Here is a 16,558-nt window from a genome sequence, read left to right as displayed (position 1 = left end):
GACGCAACCTACCAAAACCCCCCGGAAACTGCAACTATGTTTCAATCCCTATCGGGTTTTCTGATGAGCTGTGACCCCCGGCCGGGATTTGAACCCGGGTCGTCACCCTTGGTTTCAATCCCTATCGGGTTTTCTGATGAGCTGTGACCCGGGTCTACGACCGGATGAAGCAGATCGAGGCCGGGTTTCAATCCCTATCGGGTTTTCTGATGAGCTGTGACATACTTCGCTATGTATGCCCCGGTTTGCCGAATGTCCCGGTTTCAATCCCTATCGGGTTTTCTGATGAGCTGTGACGCTGCATCGAGACGCCGCCCGATGGCGTAAGAAAGTTTCAATCCCTATCGGGTTTTCTGATGAGCTGTGACTGCATCCGAAACCCGGCAGGGTCGAGCGAAGGATGAATGTTTCAATCCCTATCGGGTTTTCTGATGAGCTGTGACCGAAACAGAAGTAGTACCATGAACACGATAACGAGGGTTTCAATCCCTATCGGGTTTTCTGATGAGCTGTGACGCTGCTCTGGAACGCTGCCGGGGATATGCGGTTTCTGTTTCAATCCCTATCGGGTTTTCTGATGAGCTGTGACAGCCACCAGGAGCGGAGCCAGCGAACCGGGAGGTAGTGTTTCAATCCCTATCGGGTTTTCTGATGAGCTGTGACGCTAACGAAGCCAGCAGAGGCGAGAGTTCAACGTCCTGTTTCAATCCCTATCGGGTTTTCTGATGAGCTGTGACTGCGGAGGGGAGAACTGAAAATGCCGGAATGAACGAGTTTCAATCCCTATCGGGTTTTCTGATGAGCTGTGACAAACAATAGCGGCCGGTTCCCCGGCCCATTAGCCTATGTTTCAATCCCTATCGGGTTTTCTGATGAGCTGTGACAGGGGTCTCGACGATCCCGGAGAGTCAAAGCGTAAGTTTCAATCCCTATCGGGTTTTCTGATGAGCTGTGACCAAATACAGGATCAACAATCAAGTAACCTTTCTTCTGTTTCAATCCCTATCGGGTTTTCTGATGAGCTGTGACCCGTCATAGAGCCAGGGGAAACCGGGGGGTTCCCTGTTTCAATCCCTATCGGGTTTTCTGATGAGCTGTGACGACGATCGCCGCGGTCAACGAGTCGCACAGCCGGCTGCTGGTTTCAATCCCTATCGGGTTTTCTGATGAGCTGTGACGGGCGATCGCCACATTGCCCGGGAGTTCCTGACTGTCTTCGTTTCAATCCCTATCGGGTTTTCTGATGAGCTGTGACGGTCACCGGCGCCTCAGTCTCGGAGGATTTCAATACCAAGTTTCAATCCCTATCGGGTTTTCTGATGAGCTGTGACGTTAAAATCTATCGCTTTGAACCGGCAAAACCACAAAGTTTCAATCCCTATCGGGTTTTCTGATGAGCTGTGACTCATAGGTGACGGGGTGCGGCTCGAGGCAGGATGGTTTCAATCCCTATCGGGTTTTCTGATGAGCTGTGACGAGTTCTCAAAAGTTGTTTGCACCGTCTCCATTCTCACTGTTTCAATCCCTATCGGGTTTTCTGATGAGCTGTGACTGGACCCGATCAGGGGTGCGAGAGAGAATACCGCGTTTCAATCCCTATCGGGTTTTCTGATGAGCTGTGACGTAATAAGAGAGGTGAAAAGAACATGACAAGAAAGTTTCAATCCCTATCGGGTTTTCTGATGAGCTGTGACTTCACCATGTCGGCGGTTCTGACGAGTCAGGCAGAAAGTTTCAATCCCTATCGGGTTTTCTGATGAGCTGTGACATTTACTGGAGGGAGCGGCACCGGAACCACATCTTAGTTTCAATCCCTATCGGGTTTTCTGATGAGCTGTGACCGAGTTCACGGTTGTATTCGACATGGACGCCGCCCAGTTTCAATCCCTATCGGGTTTTCTGATGAGCTGTGACTACATAGGAGCACCCGCTTCAACATGCTCACGCTGTTTCAATCCCTATCGGGTTTTCTGATGAGCTGTGACACTGCCGGTGCAATGGGGGGGCAGCGCCCCTCCCAATGTTTCAATCCCTATCGGGTTTTCTGATGAGCTGTGACCGCAGAGGCTGCGGCGCGGAAGGGCTGGATGCCGTTGTTTCAATCCCTATCGGGTTTTCTGATGAGCTGTGACCCCTCTGCGGCCGCTTGCAGTTCCTTCTCGATGTGTTTCAATCCCTATCGGGTTTTCTGATGAGCTGTGACATACCGAGGCCACGAACCAGCGCGTCTCGCATGACTGGGTTTCAATCCCTATCGGGTTTTCTGATGAGCTGTGACGGTGTGCGGCTTGGTCTTCTCGCGGATCTCCTCCGGGTTTCAATCCCTATCGGGTTTTCTGATGAGCTGTGACGATGCGAGCATCTCTGATCGCCGGGTAGCGCTCTGGTTTCAATCCCTATCGGGTTTTCTGATGAGCTGTGACATCAATTTTTTGTCATGATCGCCACAACAATCATAAGTTTCAATCCCTATCGGGTTTTCTGATGAGCTGTGACATATCGCCTGTGCGGTGGAGGGGTTCTCCCTCTCCAAGTTTCAATCCCTATCGGGTTTTCTGATGAGCTGTGACAATCGCCGCCGGGGGTGCCGCAGCGGCCGGGGCAGTGTTTCAATCCCTATCGGGTTTTCTGATGAGCTGTGACACTCCCGCCCCGGATTTCGCCGGCGATACCGTCCCGGTGTTTCAATCCCTATCGGGTTTTCTGATGAGCTGTGACGAACAAGACCTTCTACCTCAAAGCACCGAACACGAAGTTTCAATCCCTATCGGGTTTTCTGATGAGCTGTGACCGTCCCTCAAGGGCCCGGTCGGCTACAACCTCCAGGTTTCAATCCCTATCGGGTTTTCTGATGAGCTGTGACCGTCCCTCAAGGGCCCGGTCGGCTACAACCTCCAGGTTTCAATCCCTATCGGGTTTTCTGATGAGCTGTGACCGGGCGATCTTGCCCTGCTCGGCAGCCCACTCACTCGTTTCAATCCCTATCGGGTTTTCTGATGAGCTGTGACTCGAGGTGCGGGCACCCGTCCACGTAGGGGTAGGTGGTTTCAATCCCTATCGGGTTTTCTGATGAGCTGTGACCGCGACCGACGAAGCGTATACTGGATCTCGATATCGTTTCAATCCCTATCGGGTTTTCTGATGAGCTGTGACGATGGCACCAGGACGACCTGGCCGGGTACCTCCTCGTTTCAATCCCTATCGGGTTTTCTGATGAGCTGTGACCCCTGCGGCACGGCCCCGGGCACAGCACACCCCGAAGAGTTTCAATCCCTATCGGGTTTTCTGATGAGCTGTGACCCGAGGTATCGGCCGCCCGTGCATCGATACGACTGTTTCAATCCCTATCGGGTTTTCTGATGAGCTGTGACTGAGATTCCCCCAGGACTGTAGTTTTATAACGCTCTGTTTCAATCCCTATCGGGTTTTCTGATGAGCTGTGACAGATCGGAGGGGCTACGGTGGCCGTCGCCGGGGGGTTTCAATCCCTATCGGGTTTTCTGATGAGCTGTGACCCGCGACGCTCTCGCGGCCCGGATGAGGTACGGGGAGTTTCAATCCCTATCGGGTTTTCTGATGAGCTGTGACTGTGGTTTTCGGCATGTGTTAGAAACTCCTTATTTGTTTCAATCCCTATCGGGTTTTCTGATGAGCTGTGACCTGGTATGAGGTGCCCCTACTGCGGATCGGAGTCGCTGTTTCAATCCCTATCGGGTTTTCTGATGAGCTGTGACGAAAAGGACGGCGTTGTCGTCGCTTACCTCGCGCCGTTTCAATCCCTATCGGGTTTTCTGATGAGCTGTGACTCCTCCCAGACAGTCTGATACGTCTCGGCGAGCGGTGCGGCGCGCGGGAGGTTTCAATCCCTATCGGGTTTTCTGATGAGCTGTGACGCCATCTTGGGGGTTAGCGCGTCCGGATTGCGGGGCGGGTTTCAATCCCTATCGGGTTTTCTGATGAGCTGTGACCCTGCCGCGGGATCACCGTCAGCCGGCAGAACAAGATGTTTCAATCCCTATCGGGTTTTCTGATGAGCTGTGACTGATCTCTTCTCGGAGGTCGGCGAGGTCACGCTCGGGTTTCAATCCCTATCGGGTTTTCTGATGAGCTGTGACCCGACTGCCAAGGAGCAGGCAGCCGCCGCCGTTGCAGTTTCAATCCCTATCGGGTTTTCTGATGAGCTGTGACAACCTCGATGCAGAGGTCCGGCAGAATGTCACCCTGGGTTTCAATCCCTATCGGGTTTTCTGATGAGCTGTGACCTACTATGTAGGTGTGGAGCCGCCCCGGGTCGACGAAGTTTCAATCCCTATCGGGTTTTCTGATGAGCTGTGACTTCGGCACGACAACGGCCCTCGCGGTCCTTGCCGTCGTTTCAATCCCTATCGGGTTTTCTGATGAGCTGTGACTGGGGATCATCTCGCAGGAGACCATCGTCGCCCACGTTTCAATCCCTATCGGGTTTTCTGATGAGCTGTGACCGACCTGGTCCGGGACGCCACCGCAGGCCAGGAGTCGTTTCAATCCCTATCGGGTTTTCTGATGAGCTGTGACCGGGTCATCGCCACTGAGTGCCTTTGCCAGGTCGTTGTTTCAATCCCTATCGGGTTTTCTGATGAGCTGTGACGTCCCTCAAGCCCCCAGCGGAGCCCGTAAAGCCGGGTTTCAATCCCTATCGGGTTTTCTGATGAGCTGTGACTCTTTCATCAATGCGTCGTGCAGTTCGCGGTCGATGTTTCAATCCCTATCGGGTTTTCTGATGAGCTGTGACAGGGTATCACAGGTTCAAATCCTGTCTGACACATTGTTTCAATCCCTATCGGGTTTTCTGATGAGCTGTGACAGAGCGACCCCGCTCGACGCCTGCATGAGTCAGTTGAGTTTCAATCCCTATCGGGTTTTCTGATGAGCTGTGACATGGCCCGCGGGCTCCTTTCGGTTGATTTTTATATGTTTCAATCCCTATCGGGTTTTCTGATGAGCTGTGACGGGTTCCGGCTCCCCTACATCAGCGTCTACGAGTTGTTTCAATCCCTATCGGGTTTTCTGATGAGCTGTGACCGCTCAGAGGCTAACGGGTTAACGGCCGTCCATCGTTTCAATCCCTATCGGGTTTTCTGATGAGCTGTGACCAGCGCCGAACCCGGCACAACCAGAACGGCCACCAAGCAGTTTCAATCCCTATCGGGTTTTCTGATGAGCTGTGACTAGCCTTTACCGGTGCGTCCGGGGCGGGGAAGCCCTCGTTTCAATCCCTATCGGGTTTTCTGATGAGCTGTGACGAAGTTCGCCGACGCCGTGGACGCGATCGCTGAGTTTCAATCCCTATCGGGTTTTCTGATGAGCTGTGACTCTGGATATCGGGCGCTGGCATGCACCTCTGCGCCCGGGTTTCAATCCCTATCGGGTTTTCTGATGAGCTGTGACAGCCCCCCATTTTTGGGTTATTCGGCGTAGTACCGGCATCTCTGGCTTGGATCGGAGCGACGGGTTCATGACCCCTTCCCGTACCCATGGTTTATCAACCTCCACGATCGGCACCCACCAACTAAAAATGCGTGTTTCCCTTGTATGTCTTTTTGCCCCGGGTGCATCATACTACGTTCGACATAGCCTCCGGGGACGGTTCCCCTATCTCAGTAATTTTTTTCATACACCGCTCACATAACTCATAGAATCGAACACGATCCTGCTCCCCAATCACACTCCGTATCTTTTCTCGCATCTGGACATGCTGAACGTCAGAGATTTCTAGTTCGAACACACTGTACTGTTTCCAGGCCCCATAACTCTCAAGGATCCTGAACACTTTTCTTCGCACCTTATCCTTTGCGATATCGTAAGTCACAACGATCCTCATCGCAGTCACCTTAGAAATACGAATGGATGATACCGTTTCATCTCTCCAACAATTGCTTTCCGGAGCAGGATCGCCTGCATGACCACCGCACGCCGCCGCGTTACGGTGTACCTGAACTTTGGGTGCATAAACGTCTCTTTCATGTAACTGTCGAAGTGAGAGAGGTACTTCTTGAGTGCGTGTTCTTTCAGGCGATTTTCAGCTGTAAAGTCGTCATGGTCAAGGATGCGCTGGTTAACCAACCGGATAGCAAAAGCGTCGCAGAAGATCGGTCGGAACTCCTCTATGAGATCGAGGGCCAGCGCCGGCCTGCCATGCCGATCGGTGTGCATTACGCCGATGAACGGGTCCAGATTGTACTGTCGGAGAGCGCTCATCACCTCGTTCTGCATCATGGCATATGTTAGAGATAGGAGCGAGTTAATGTGGTCCTGAGGAGGCCTTCGCGTTCTCTTCTCAAACGTCCACCCCTCAATGAGGCATTCATCAAGACATCCAAAATACAGAGCAGCTGCCTCGCCCTCTATTCCGCGGATCTGGTTCATATCGTTGACGGAATGTACATTCGCTTCGAGGACCTTCAGTCGTTCAGGGGGACGCACCTTTTTCCGGGAAAGCAGCGTACGCGAGTTTCGGATTTTGGCACCGATGATCGCCCGTACAATCCCCAATGCCTCCTCACAACCAAGTGACGCCTGGCAACGCCTGATCTCGGCAATCGTATTCTGTTCCGGGACGAAGCTCCCCACATACTTCCCGTACCACGTGAAGTAGTTCACCGACATTCCTGTCTTCCCACAACTCGCAAGGAATGGAGTGGATACAGATATGTTTCCAAACACATTGACTGTGCGCACCTTCTCCACTGGAAAAGAACTCACCGTTTCCTGCTTATCCGCTGTGGTAACGACAATCCGCCCTCCATCAAGCCCGATGCGGTTGCCCTGCGCCGACACATAGATCACTTCATCATCGAACAGTCCCTCTGCTGCCTTTACTTCGCGGAACTTCTCTGCACCATCGCTTGCTATCGCCTCCAATCAGACCTCCTCCAGAACTCTCGTCTCATAGGGCATACAATATCCGACCACACTACACTTCCCACACTTGCGTGGATTTTCGCAAAACGTCGGGATTTTATCAATCTGCATTGCACTGACATCCGCAACTGTATCCGTAACTTTTTGACGGAGCTGTCCTGTGATCTCGATTGGATGGCGCTCATTTGTTCCATAGAGATACAGGTATCCAAGAGGTACCGGTTCGCCAAGGTGCTCCTCCAAGAGCATTGCGTATGCCGCAAGCTGGACGAGGTCATTTTCAAAGTATGCGTTCCCCCGTTTGCGCTCGACCGGCGCCGCCTTATCCTGCATGTCGATCAGGTCAATCCTGCCGTGCAGTCGGAGGCGCTCAGATCTCAGGTAAACTTCCCTATACCATCCCCCACGACGCCCCTGACGGGCGTGCATCCCCCTGCCGTCCGCGAGGTGAACATTGATCTCCTGCGTTTTGAAAAACATGAGGTAATAGAGCCGCCGGGGGCAGTAGAGGTACTGGTTGAGATCGGAGATATTGACGAGATCTGCAATCATGGTCCCTCTCTCCGTTGATAAAGATCATGCACGGCACAGTCCACGTACAGGGCATCAATACCAAGAGCGAGGCTTCCGTCCTTGAAATTCATCAAAAACGTGTAATCGTCGAGATCATAGAGACGCTTTGAAATAAAACCTGAATGAGATAGGTATCTGCAGAAGAGACCCTGTTTTCCAATCTCCCTTGAAACATCCACGAGGTTAAGGGGGCGTTCATCTTGATCTTGGCTTCTTACGACTGGACGGATCCCAAGCGCCTTCGCGGGTTTTCGTGACGCCTCTGTCTCATCCATCTGGGGGAGCCGTGCTCCATCAAGCGAGACTCTTCGTGGGCGATCGTTCATTCGATGGATGATCGCACACCCAAGCGCCCTATCAAGGACCTCTTTTGCCTCCCTTACCTTCTCACCGGGGATCCGCCGCAGAAATGTCCGCCGGTCAACAAGTTCCAGATCCGCCCACCGGAGAAGGAAGAAGAGGTTATATGTCCCGATAGTACCCGTTTGGACCTGATAATAGGCAAGTGATAACTCGCTGCCGCGGAAATTTCCCAATTCTTCAATGATATCGAGGCATGCATCGCTCATTTTTTCGAGCTTCGGGAGAAGTTTCCAGGCCTCTCGTGGATTTATACCTCCATCCTTCAAGTAATGGAGATAAATCAGACTTAATCCTCGGTCTATATACCCTGATCGTATATCCTGTGGTACCCCTCCCTGCGATGGTGGGAAAGCGCGCAGATGTTTTATAACTCGTGCCTCACGGGCACCGATGCCCGTTGCGTTCCGATATATATACTCCCATGCCTCAAGGTAGCCGTATCGCCACCTGAAGTTCTCAAAGACGCGGGGATCCTGCATGGTCCTTCGCAGATCATTTTCCAGTTCCTGCCTTGACATCCGCTCATAGCCGGAGAAGTGTTGTACCACCCCGGCAGGAGCATAACAGAGCGCCTTGTACCTGACATCAGGTTGAGGGTTTCGGAGTCTTCCGAAACGTTGCAGGAACTCGCTCACGGTATTACTTGAAAAAACCAGGCGCTGGATGGCAGTATCCCCTTTAAAGTCAATTCCGACCTCCACTGCCTTGTTCCCGACAAGGATATCGAATGGCTCGTCGATCGGATCTTTTCGGAATCCGCTCACCTCACAGATCTCAAGATCTGTCTGGTTCCGCAGGGTTTCGCTGACCAACTCCACTTCGATAGCGCTATCCAGAATGACGGCGGTCCGGAATCCTTCTCGAAACTCAAGGAAGTCGCCCAGGTGTGCTACAATAGATTCTCCGGCCCGGAACCTCTTACCGTGCCGGAAATCAATATCAACTTCTGGTAAAATGAGTCGCTCATCGACCACAGGCTGACCACAGAAAACGTCTGCCACAATAGGTTGGACCCCGATCACATCTCTGACCTTCTCCAACAGAGAGGGTTCAGGCGTTGCAGACAGGAAGATGAACTTCCGCATGCCGGCAGAACCTGATGACAATAGATCATGCAGGATAAAGAGTATCAGGTCTCTCTGTCGAAGATCGTAGAGGTGGAACTCGTCAAAAACTACGGTAGTAACAAAACTCTTCAGCGCAGAAGAGAGGTATTTGTTGTAGTAGTAGTTCTTGATGGCATAGATGAAGATATCAGGATTAGTCACGACGATGCCGCTGCCTGCCCGGTACATCGAGCGGAGCAGATCTTCCAGGATATCCCCCCTGGTCATCCTCATACCGGCCTTATCACGCATGATGCCGAGGGTCTTTGAGGTTACAAACTCGACCGGTGTCTGAGACCCCAGGTGGTTGCGGAGGGAGGAAAGCGTTCTGAACTGATCTTCTGCGAGCGCGTTTGTCGGGTAGAGCGCCATAACAACGCCCAGGTTGCCGGAAAGTGCCGGTATTGCCCACGAGTCGGTCTTTCCAGACCCCGTTGGAGCTGTTACAAACAGGAAGAACTCATCATGGTTCCGAATTGTCTCGCGAACAACGACCTGGTGGCCGTAAGGAAGAAAAGAGTCGAGGAGCGGTTCAGCATCATAGCGAGGTATCGAGAGCCCCTCTACTATCACGCCCGGTACCTCCGAAGGAACCGGATGCTTGCCGGGAGCGCAAACCTGCCTGCGGGAGCTCCGCAGTCAAGCACCAGGTGCGGTTCGATAAACCTCCCGCGTTCAATAACATCGAACGGTTGCATGCGCTGAAAAGAGAGATCTCCGAGAGGCATCTCTGCAAGGTCATCGACAAGAACAGGGTGGTTCATCAAGAACTCTCCATCGGTCATGCTGACCGGGACTTCCCTCCATGTGACAAGTGCCTTTGACCGTTTCTTCCCAACGCGGATATATGGGGGCATATCAGGTTCACTTCCATCGAACGTGAGAACGAAGAATCGGAACCGGGCTCCTGGCTGGATCTGCTTCCTAGTTCCAATCTTCCCCGTTGGGGAGTTTTTCTGTTCTTTCAGCCGGTTATACTGGATATACTCATCGCTGCGAGCGTTTGAGTTTTCGCTTGTGTAGTGTATGTCTCCTATCGGGCGGGCAGGGCTCACGTATATGGTGTCGACGATACCGTTGGTCTCCTCGATGTAAGCCGGTTGCTGCTTTTTTGATCGCTTGTTTACCGGCTTGTTGACATAGTTACCCTGTGCGTACCCCAGTGCGTAGTAAAGGGCAGTATTCAGGATGATCGGCCGCGTTACGTAGTTGTTGCCTGGTTCGAGCGAAGCAAAGAATAACTCGCTCATGAGTTCGAGGACGCCCTCAAAGGCACGAGTACCTGCGCCATTATTCGGAGAACTCGATACCTGAGACATCAATACCTCCATCAATCCGCCGAAACATAATCTGCAATCTTATCTACCTGCGCCTCAAGGATGGCTTTAACAACTGCATCGTCCTTCATCTCATCGAGAATGGCACTTACCTCGTCCGCGTCAGATTTTACGTATGCAATCCGCTGCCTATCAGCAAGGTCTTCGTAGATCTGGACAGCGGCTCTGGTTACCGATTCGACGGGGAGGGTGTCTGCAGTCATGACTTTCTTGAGGTGCTCTGCTGGATCTGATGAATTCTCATCGCTTGCAACTGCCGCGTTTGCAAGGGCAACTGCAATCCCACGGGTGACCTCAAGGCTCGACGGGCCTTCGCGGTGGCTAGCATACACGCCGAGGATGTGGTTTCTGGTTTTGCCAAACCGTGTTCCGGTCGCACCGTACCGGACGTTCCGATCGGTAATGTTGAGGAAGAAGAGAACCTCTTCAGGCGTGACGTCTTTGAGGGTCACCACACAGGGGAAGAGCGTGCCTTCCTTGAAGAAGTCCGGCTCCCTGATAGCGGATGTGGCTCCTTTCGCATAATCGTCCCCGGGTGCGTTCTGGAAGTACTCCTCTACGATCGTGCCGATAGAGCGGATTGTATACGCTTCATCATACATCACACGTGACGTAATGCTGATCCCCTCATCTGATGCTGCACTGCCAAAAAGGGCGCATTCCGGGCACCGCTGACACATGCTGTTGACCACCATCGAGCAGCCATCCCACGTGCCTTTCTTAACTGCCGCGTTCATCTTGTCCTGGATGAGGGTTCTCTGAAGCGCTTTCGCAACTCTCCGATCGCTAGCAACCTGTTTCCGTCCAAAAAGCTTGCCGACGGTCTCCTCGATCTCCCCGACCCTGATAATAGCCGAGTTGGCTTCGGTTCCATCAGTGGTGAACCTGGCAGCGCTCTGTAACTCACGTAAGATCAGGATGCTTACGTAATTCTGTTTTGGTTTTCTCTCCGGTTTCTCCAGTGTGTAGCCAGCAATCTTTTCCTTAAATGAATCTATTTTCTCAGCCATAATGTCCAACCTCCTCAAATTTTCTCTTTCTTCTCTTGCTTCTTAGCCTCAATCGCCGCCCTCTCCCGCTGATACGCGTCATTCCTAATTTCAAGGGTGGCGGAGTAATAACCGTCGCTGATATCGTTTGCAGCACGCTTCAACTTCCCGGGATTACCATCGAAGAGCCCATAGAAGACGTGATCTACAAATGCCCCTGCAAACCGGTGGGTTCGGTCAAACTCATAGAGTCCCGGGATAAGGCTGAACTGATCAGTACCAGCGCGGCGCATCATCTTGAGCAACCGTCCAGATACTGCATCAACGTAGTCTTCTCGTGCAAACGAACCGTCACGCTTCGCGAGGACTGCTTTCACCGACTCACGGAAGAGTTTCTCGACCCGGTGCGGTTCATATCCCTTCGGGATAGCAACCGTCAGGCCGAGTTCAGCAAGTTCATGAATAGTCTCAACTGCCATTACATCACCTCCAATACGGTCAAGCCGTAACGCCAGGAAGACGAGCCCTGGATTGTCGTCATAAATAATCTCTTCATTCTCATTGCGGTACCCGCGGGCACGGTTGACGAATGCCCCTTTTCTTGATTCATTCTCATACTTTCTCCAGATATCTTTTAAGAGAGAACTCCCGGGAAACATCTTGTTTTTAAGCGTCTGCAGATGTTTCGGGAACCTCTTATCCTCCATCACATTCTCGTAACCGAGTACAATTACGAGCGATGCGAGATCGATCACACTGCTCAATTCTGTAAGCGGGATGACGTCGCCGGAGATCCGCTTCACAGCGGCATGCGGTGCATCGAGTTTCACCATCGCTGAGAACTCATCACCAGGACTCATGCAGATCGGGTTCTCGCCGACGACCACCCTGCATCCGGTCGCAGCAGCGAGGATTAGCCCGAGATATGATCCGAAAAACCAGTATTCAGTGTCGTTATCCCTCACCTTGTTAAAGACGACGTCATAGGTTGTGTGGAGACTCTTGTAACCATAGCCAGCATACCGCAGGACATTCTTCCGACCGGACTCCGAGACAAGGTCACGAACCAGTAGTTCGTACTGTGGAGTATCCCGGGAAAGGATATCAAGAGCAAGCGCCCGGACGTTTGTCTGGCAGTCTCCATTAAATACGCTTAAAAACTGTGAGAACAGGCGGGATAGAACCGGCGTATAGAAGTGGTCGGGAATAAGCCGGAAGTATATCCGGTTGGCTCCTCCTTTAATTCCATGACCGATATATCTTAATCCCATCTCGATCGCGATAGGGACTGATACATACAGAGCAGGCTCGCTTGCACCTACCGGCAAACGGTTGGAAAAGGAAAGACCAAGCATACCCACCCCAATGGATAACGGGATCCTCTCCTTGTCATAGGGCGTATCGTTGGAGAGGCGGCAGATACCTCCACCATTACAATATGCCTGGAACTTATCGGCCTTGTTTTCAAATGTGCCGTAGAACATCGAACCGTTGAACTCGAGGTTCTCGGATATCCAGACGAGCATCTTTTCCTGGTAAGGATAGAGTAACTCGGATTCGAGTTCCTGGATCTTTTCATGAGGAACTCTCTGGAGGTAGCGCGTGATGCAATCCTCAAGATACTGGATCTTCTCGTTGGATGTTCGAATGTCAGCAAACCAAATCCCATCAATATCCCGATCGAGAAGATCCCGGGCAATAACATATGAGTAGTTCCAGAACCCGCCAACGCGGTGGTGGTCATCTGTACGATGAGCCTGAGCATATCCGGATAGGCGCTCGGAGAGGGCTGCATCGACGCCGAACATTCTGCAGGTCTCAAGTACAGGGTCAGCCGAGTCCAGCGCACCGATCTTGATAAGAGGTTCAATGAGTTGCATCCGGAGCCCCGAGATTGCACGGGAGTAGGATATGATCTTTGAATCCCAGCCGATGTCGCTCCCGAAATCCTCCATAATGTGCGCCCGGTACCCGATCTGGCTGGTCATCAGGCCGGTCCCGTTAATGGCAACCTTCCCGGAAACTCTCTGCCCATCGATCTCTACGGATTCCGGGATCAGTGTGAATTTCTTTCGTTTCCGCTCTTCTGAGCGACAGCGGATCAAGACATCGCCCGTATCCACCGTCCGCCCGTCGACGGTGATGCCGGTGATACACTTCCGGGGAATACTTACCGTCTGCGCCGGAGGGTACTGCATATCTGGTTCTGTGTTTCCAACCTTGAGCACGCCACCGGTGCAGTCTACCTCGATGGTTGCGGTATTCTCACTCTCTCTCAATACAGCCGCAGCTGCGAAGGCTTTCGCAACCTTCTCTACTCCCGAATAGAAGAAGAAGACATTTTCAATTCTGTAAAATCCTTTGCTTGCTTGTGATGCATCGATACTCTTCTGCAACTCAAGCGTATCAGAGAATGTAGGATGGGAGGAGTTAAGCGCCTCCCTGAACGCCCGGTAGATCTCTTTGATATCCTCCTCCCCGTTCAACTCAAACTGTTTGTCCGCCTCCCCAAGGTAAAGAACTCCTTTCTCAAATATGAGGAGGGGGTGGAGCCCTTTTTCTGAAGCCCACCCGGCAATCCCGGTATGGACGAGATTGGTGAGGATACCGGTTGCCTCCTGAAATGTATGATAGTAGAAGTCGACCGAGGGGTCGATCCGGTCCAGTTGTTGCTGCATCGATGGCGTTGCCTGTGGCTGCTCTATACTTGCAAGCGTATCGGCGATCGTCAGCCAGGGGCGATAGAGGTTAAACTTTACTGAGAGATTCGCATGGAATCCGATCGATTTGTGCAGTGCGACGGCGACTGACTGGAAGTCATGTCCGGTGAGGTCGGGGGCGAATTTTGTTGCTCCGAACGCCTCAGCGTACTCGAGGACTTCTTCCTGCGAAATATCAAACTGCTCTTTCCAATCTTTTCCATGAATTTTGTGGAGATCATGAACCGAAAAGAGGGCAATCACTTCTCGCAGTTCCCGCTCAGAGAGAGCATTAGCAGAGCCGAGGGCGATTAGCCCGACATTGAGTTCAATGAGAGCCCAGACACCATTTCGGATATGGTTGAGCATCGTCTGGTCAACTTTCCCCATCTCCGTACTCTTTGCAGGGAGGTATGCAACGCTGGAGCCCCGGAGGGACGGGTCAATAATCTCATAATAATCGATAAGAACCTGATATGGATCATGGATTGCGTCCCCTGTCTCCGGGCGGAGATATTCGCGTAATACATCTGGTGGGATAATGCTCTCTGGCGACTTTACCATCATGTTTCCTTCTCCTCTAAACTTACGCTCACCTGGCCGCATCCCCGGGTGACGCTTGATCCAACCCCACTGAACTCCGCAAAAAGTGCAAGGATCGTGACAGCATTCCGGAAAGATTTTGGTGCATCCGGGGTGAATGCATACCCACAGCGTCCAACAAAACCCTGTTTGAAGATAGGGCGGGCATGGCCATTCACTCTGTCAAAAACCGTATTCACAAGAACGCTGTATGTGGTATATGATCGAACATCCGGTTTCTCTATCAAGTACCGACCAAATTCGTCGCGATTTATATCCATCCTATAACCGTCAGGGCACACCAGATTCCACTTTGAGAGTATGGAATGGAATACTGCAATTCGCTGCGGGAACATTTCAGTGACTTTACTGTTCTTGTACTGGATACATGTCGGAGTTAGAAAATTGATCTCCAGAGTTGAGCCGGCGTATCCGGCAACCTTACGAAACAGGTCTGTATACGACACTTGCCTGTCTTCTACATGTTCGACACATAACTCCCCTCTATCAAGTACAATATTCCGCCTTTCGAGGAGTATGGGGTATACAAGATTCTGGAAAAATTCCTCCTCATGCGAATCGATGACTCCGATCCGTATCGTGTATAACTTATCCGGCGCAAGGCGTTTGAAGCCGTTCTTGTTACTTCTCTCAAAATTTCCATTGAGACCTCCGACCGACATTGTGCGCACCGAAGAGCCATGTAATCTCTCGCTGACCTCTGGATTTACAGATTTAATGAGTGCAAGCAGGGCGGAGTATACCTGATACCCATCGCTATGTGGAACCTCGAACGCATCCTTCGGTCGCACCTTGATGAATATCTGGCGCATAATTTAGCATGTGTGCGGGTTCTGATAAACCTTTTGGCTTTTTTTAGGACCGGTTTTTGCAGAAAAGTGCAATTCATGCGGTCAATTTGTGTCAAAGTGCATATATACCGGCAGGGAAGTATTACTCAGTTGATGAAAACGTATCTCTCGCCACTCGGGTTCGACACCTCTCATATCATCTCCCTGATTGTCAGGTGCGGGATTGAGCGGGGAGACCGGATATGCCTGATCAGACCGGAGTTTGGGAAAGATGCCAGGGCAGACCGAGCCATCGACGCCGTCAGGGAGATGAGCCAGAAGATCAGCGGCGATATTAGTGTAGACGTTCTGCGAGTTGATAACCGTAATATTGAATCCATGATTCTTGCGCTTCTTGATGAAATTCGTGCATCAACACCTCCATTTCATCCGGATGGGAGCCTAATAGTCAACCTCTCCGGCGGCCCACGAGAGGTTCTCGTTGCTCTCACCACCGCCACACTCATACTCGCTCCACATATTCATCAATGTGCAATCTTCTCGGATATAGAACGAGAAACTGAAATATACAATCCTCCGCGCCTCCCATTTTCGATCGATGAGAGAGCGCTCCAGATACTGGCTGACGTCGCCGCACACAATCCAACCTCTATTTCAGAAATTGCCCGGAGAGTGCAGATATCCGAGAGCACAGCGTCACGTGTTTGTGCAAAACTTGCATCCAAAGAACTGGTTCATATACAGCAGGAGAAACAGAGCAGGGTTGTAACGCTACAGTTCAGCGGGAAAATAATACTCAAAACAGGGAAGAGACGCCTCCCGGGAACTCTGGAGAGCAACAACCTTCAGGCCCGATGATTATTTAGCGTTAAAGGAATCCCCTCTTTGTGCCGGGATGCTCAACCTGCTCTCTGCCAGATCCCTGATAATTCTAATTAGACCTGCCGCGAAATATCCGGGTAGACGAAGAGTTCCGTGATGGCAGGCGGCCATCCTGCGTATCCCCCTGCGCGTGGAGAACTCACGCCCCTGTCAGAAGACCCCGCCGAACACCGCTTAGTCGACGAGACAACAGAGCCCGGCCACGATCGCCGCCGCCGGGATGGTCAGGATCCATGCCGTGACGATCTCGCGGACCACGCCCCACTTGACCGCCGAGTAGCCGCGTGTCGCCCCGACGCCCATGATCGCGCCGGT

At 52.1% G+C, this 16,558-nt stretch carries 10 protein-coding genes and 1 CRISPR repeat array (1 of these 11 only partly in view); of the genes, 1 reads left to right on the top strand and 9 read right to left on the bottom strand.

From position 1 onward, the window contains the following. A CRISPR array of direct repeats spans nucleotides 1-5,427; the repeat unit is 37 nt; unit sequence GTTTCAATCCCTATCGGGTTTTCTGATGAGCTGTGAC (it extends 3,990 nt beyond the left edge of the window). A gap of 166 nt (nucleotides 5,428-5,593) precedes the next feature. From cas2 to cas6, 8 genes are read right to left on the bottom strand one after another with little or no spacing between them, the layout of a single operon-like run. Then, on the bottom strand, nucleotides 5,594-5,860 hold the full coding sequence (cas2, locus tag FKB36_RS12665; protein ID WP_261598458.1) for a CRISPR-associated endonuclease Cas2: 267 nt from the start codon (nucleotides 5,858-5,860) through the stop codon (nucleotides 5,594-5,596). 5 nt (nucleotides 5,861-5,865) lie between these two features. Beyond that, a complete protein-coding gene (gene cas1d, locus FKB36_RS12660; RefSeq protein ID WP_261598457.1) occupies nucleotides 5,866-6,900 on the bottom strand; it encodes a type I-D CRISPR-associated endonuclease Cas1d in 1,035 nt (344 codons plus the stop codon). Next, nucleotides 6,901-7,452 carry a CRISPR-associated protein Cas4 gene (cas4, locus tag FKB36_RS12655; RefSeq protein ID WP_261598456.1) on the bottom strand — a complete coding sequence of 184 codons (552 nt, stop codon included), beginning with the start codon at nucleotides 7,450-7,452 and terminating at the stop codon, nucleotides 6,901-6,903. Continuing rightward, nucleotides 7,449-9,515 (bottom strand): type I-D CRISPR-associated helicase Cas3', encoded by a 2,067-nt coding sequence (cas3, locus tag FKB36_RS12650; RefSeq protein WP_261598455.1) that lies wholly within the window; start codon nucleotides 9,513-9,515, stop codon nucleotides 7,449-7,451. Before cas3 ends, cas4 begins: the two co-directional genes overlap by 4 nt. Next, nucleotides 9,512-10,273: a type I-D CRISPR-associated protein Cas5/Csc1 gene (gene cas5d / locus FKB36_RS12645; RefSeq protein ID WP_261598454.1), complete on the bottom strand. Its 762-nt coding sequence runs from the start codon at nucleotides 10,271-10,273 to the stop codon at nucleotides 9,512-9,514. The genes cas3 and cas5d overlap by 4 nt, the downstream gene beginning before the upstream one ends. Further along, nucleotides 10,273-11,289, bottom strand: a complete 1,017-nt coding sequence (gene cas7d, locus FKB36_RS12640; RefSeq protein ID WP_261598453.1) for a type I-D CRISPR-associated protein Cas7/Csc2 — start codon at nucleotides 11,287-11,289, stop codon at nucleotides 10,273-10,275. The genes cas5d and cas7d overlap by 1 nt, the downstream gene beginning before the upstream one ends. 14 nt (nucleotides 11,290-11,303) lie before the next feature. Next, on the bottom strand, nucleotides 11,304-14,534 hold the full coding sequence (gene cas10d, locus FKB36_RS12635; protein WP_261598452.1) for a type I-D CRISPR-associated protein Cas10d/Csc3: 3,231 nt from the start codon (nucleotides 14,532-14,534) through the stop codon (nucleotides 11,304-11,306). Further along, nucleotides 14,531-15,382, bottom strand: coding sequence for a CRISPR system precrRNA processing endoribonuclease RAMP protein Cas6 (cas6, locus tag FKB36_RS12630; RefSeq protein WP_261598451.1), 852 nt, complete (start codon nucleotides 15,380-15,382; stop codon nucleotides 14,531-14,533). Before cas6 ends, cas10d begins: the two co-directional genes overlap by 4 nt. Nucleotides 15,383-15,514: 132 nt before the next feature. On the opposite strand from cas6, the gene csa3 reads away from it, so the two are divergent. After that, complete coding sequence (csa3, locus tag FKB36_RS12625; RefSeq protein WP_261598450.1) at nucleotides 15,515-16,219, top strand: CRISPR-associated CARF protein Csa3; 705 nt, start codon at nucleotides 15,515-15,517, stop codon at nucleotides 16,217-16,219. Nucleotides 16,220-16,417: 198 nt separating this feature from the next. Here csa3 and FKB36_RS12620 read toward each other — a convergent pair whose 3' ends face one another. Next, nucleotides 16,418-16,546 (bottom strand): inorganic phosphate transporter, encoded by a 129-nt coding sequence (locus FKB36_RS12620; RefSeq protein WP_390895721.1) that lies wholly within the window; start codon nucleotides 16,544-16,546, stop codon nucleotides 16,418-16,420. Nucleotides 16,547-16,558 lie beyond the last annotated feature (12 nt).

The organism is Methanoculleus formosensis (assembly GCF_025384765.1).
Classification (GTDB): domain Archaea; phylum Halobacteriota; class Methanomicrobia; order Methanomicrobiales; family Methanoculleaceae; genus Methanoculleus; species Methanoculleus formosensis.
Note: the sequence above shows the minus strand (reverse complement) of the source record. Positions and strands in the feature narration are given on the sequence as shown.

Excerpts from the sequence above, each read along its gene's own strand:
- cas2 (WP_261598458.1), bottom strand. The coding sequence starts at position 5,860 with ATGAGGATCGTTGTGACTTACGATATCGCAAAGGATAAGGTGCGAAGA.
- cas4 (WP_261598456.1), bottom strand. The coding sequence starts at position 7,452 with ATGATTGCAGATCTCGTCAATATCTCCGATCTCAACCAGTACCTCTAC.
- cas5d (WP_261598454.1), bottom strand. The coding sequence starts at position 10,273 with ATGGAGGTATTGATGTCTCAGGTATCGAGTTCTCCGAATAATGGCGCA.
- cas7d (WP_261598453.1), bottom strand. The coding sequence starts at position 11,289 with ATGGCTGAGAAAATAGATTCATTTAAGGAAAAGATTGCTGGCTACACA.
- cas10d (WP_261598452.1), bottom strand. The coding sequence starts at position 14,534 with ATGATGGTAAAGTCGCCAGAGAGCATTATCCCACCAGATGTATTACGC.
- cas6 (WP_261598451.1), bottom strand. The coding sequence starts at position 15,382 with ATGCGCCAGATATTCATCAAGGTGCGACCGAAGGATGCGTTCGAGGTT.
- csa3 (WP_261598450.1), top strand. The coding sequence starts at position 15,515 with ATGAAAACGTATCTCTCGCCACTCGGGTTCGACACCTCTCATATCATC.
- FKB36_RS12620 (WP_390895721.1), bottom strand. The coding sequence starts at position 16,546 with ATGGGCGTCGGGGCGACACGCGGCTACTCGGCGGTCAAGTGGGGCGTG.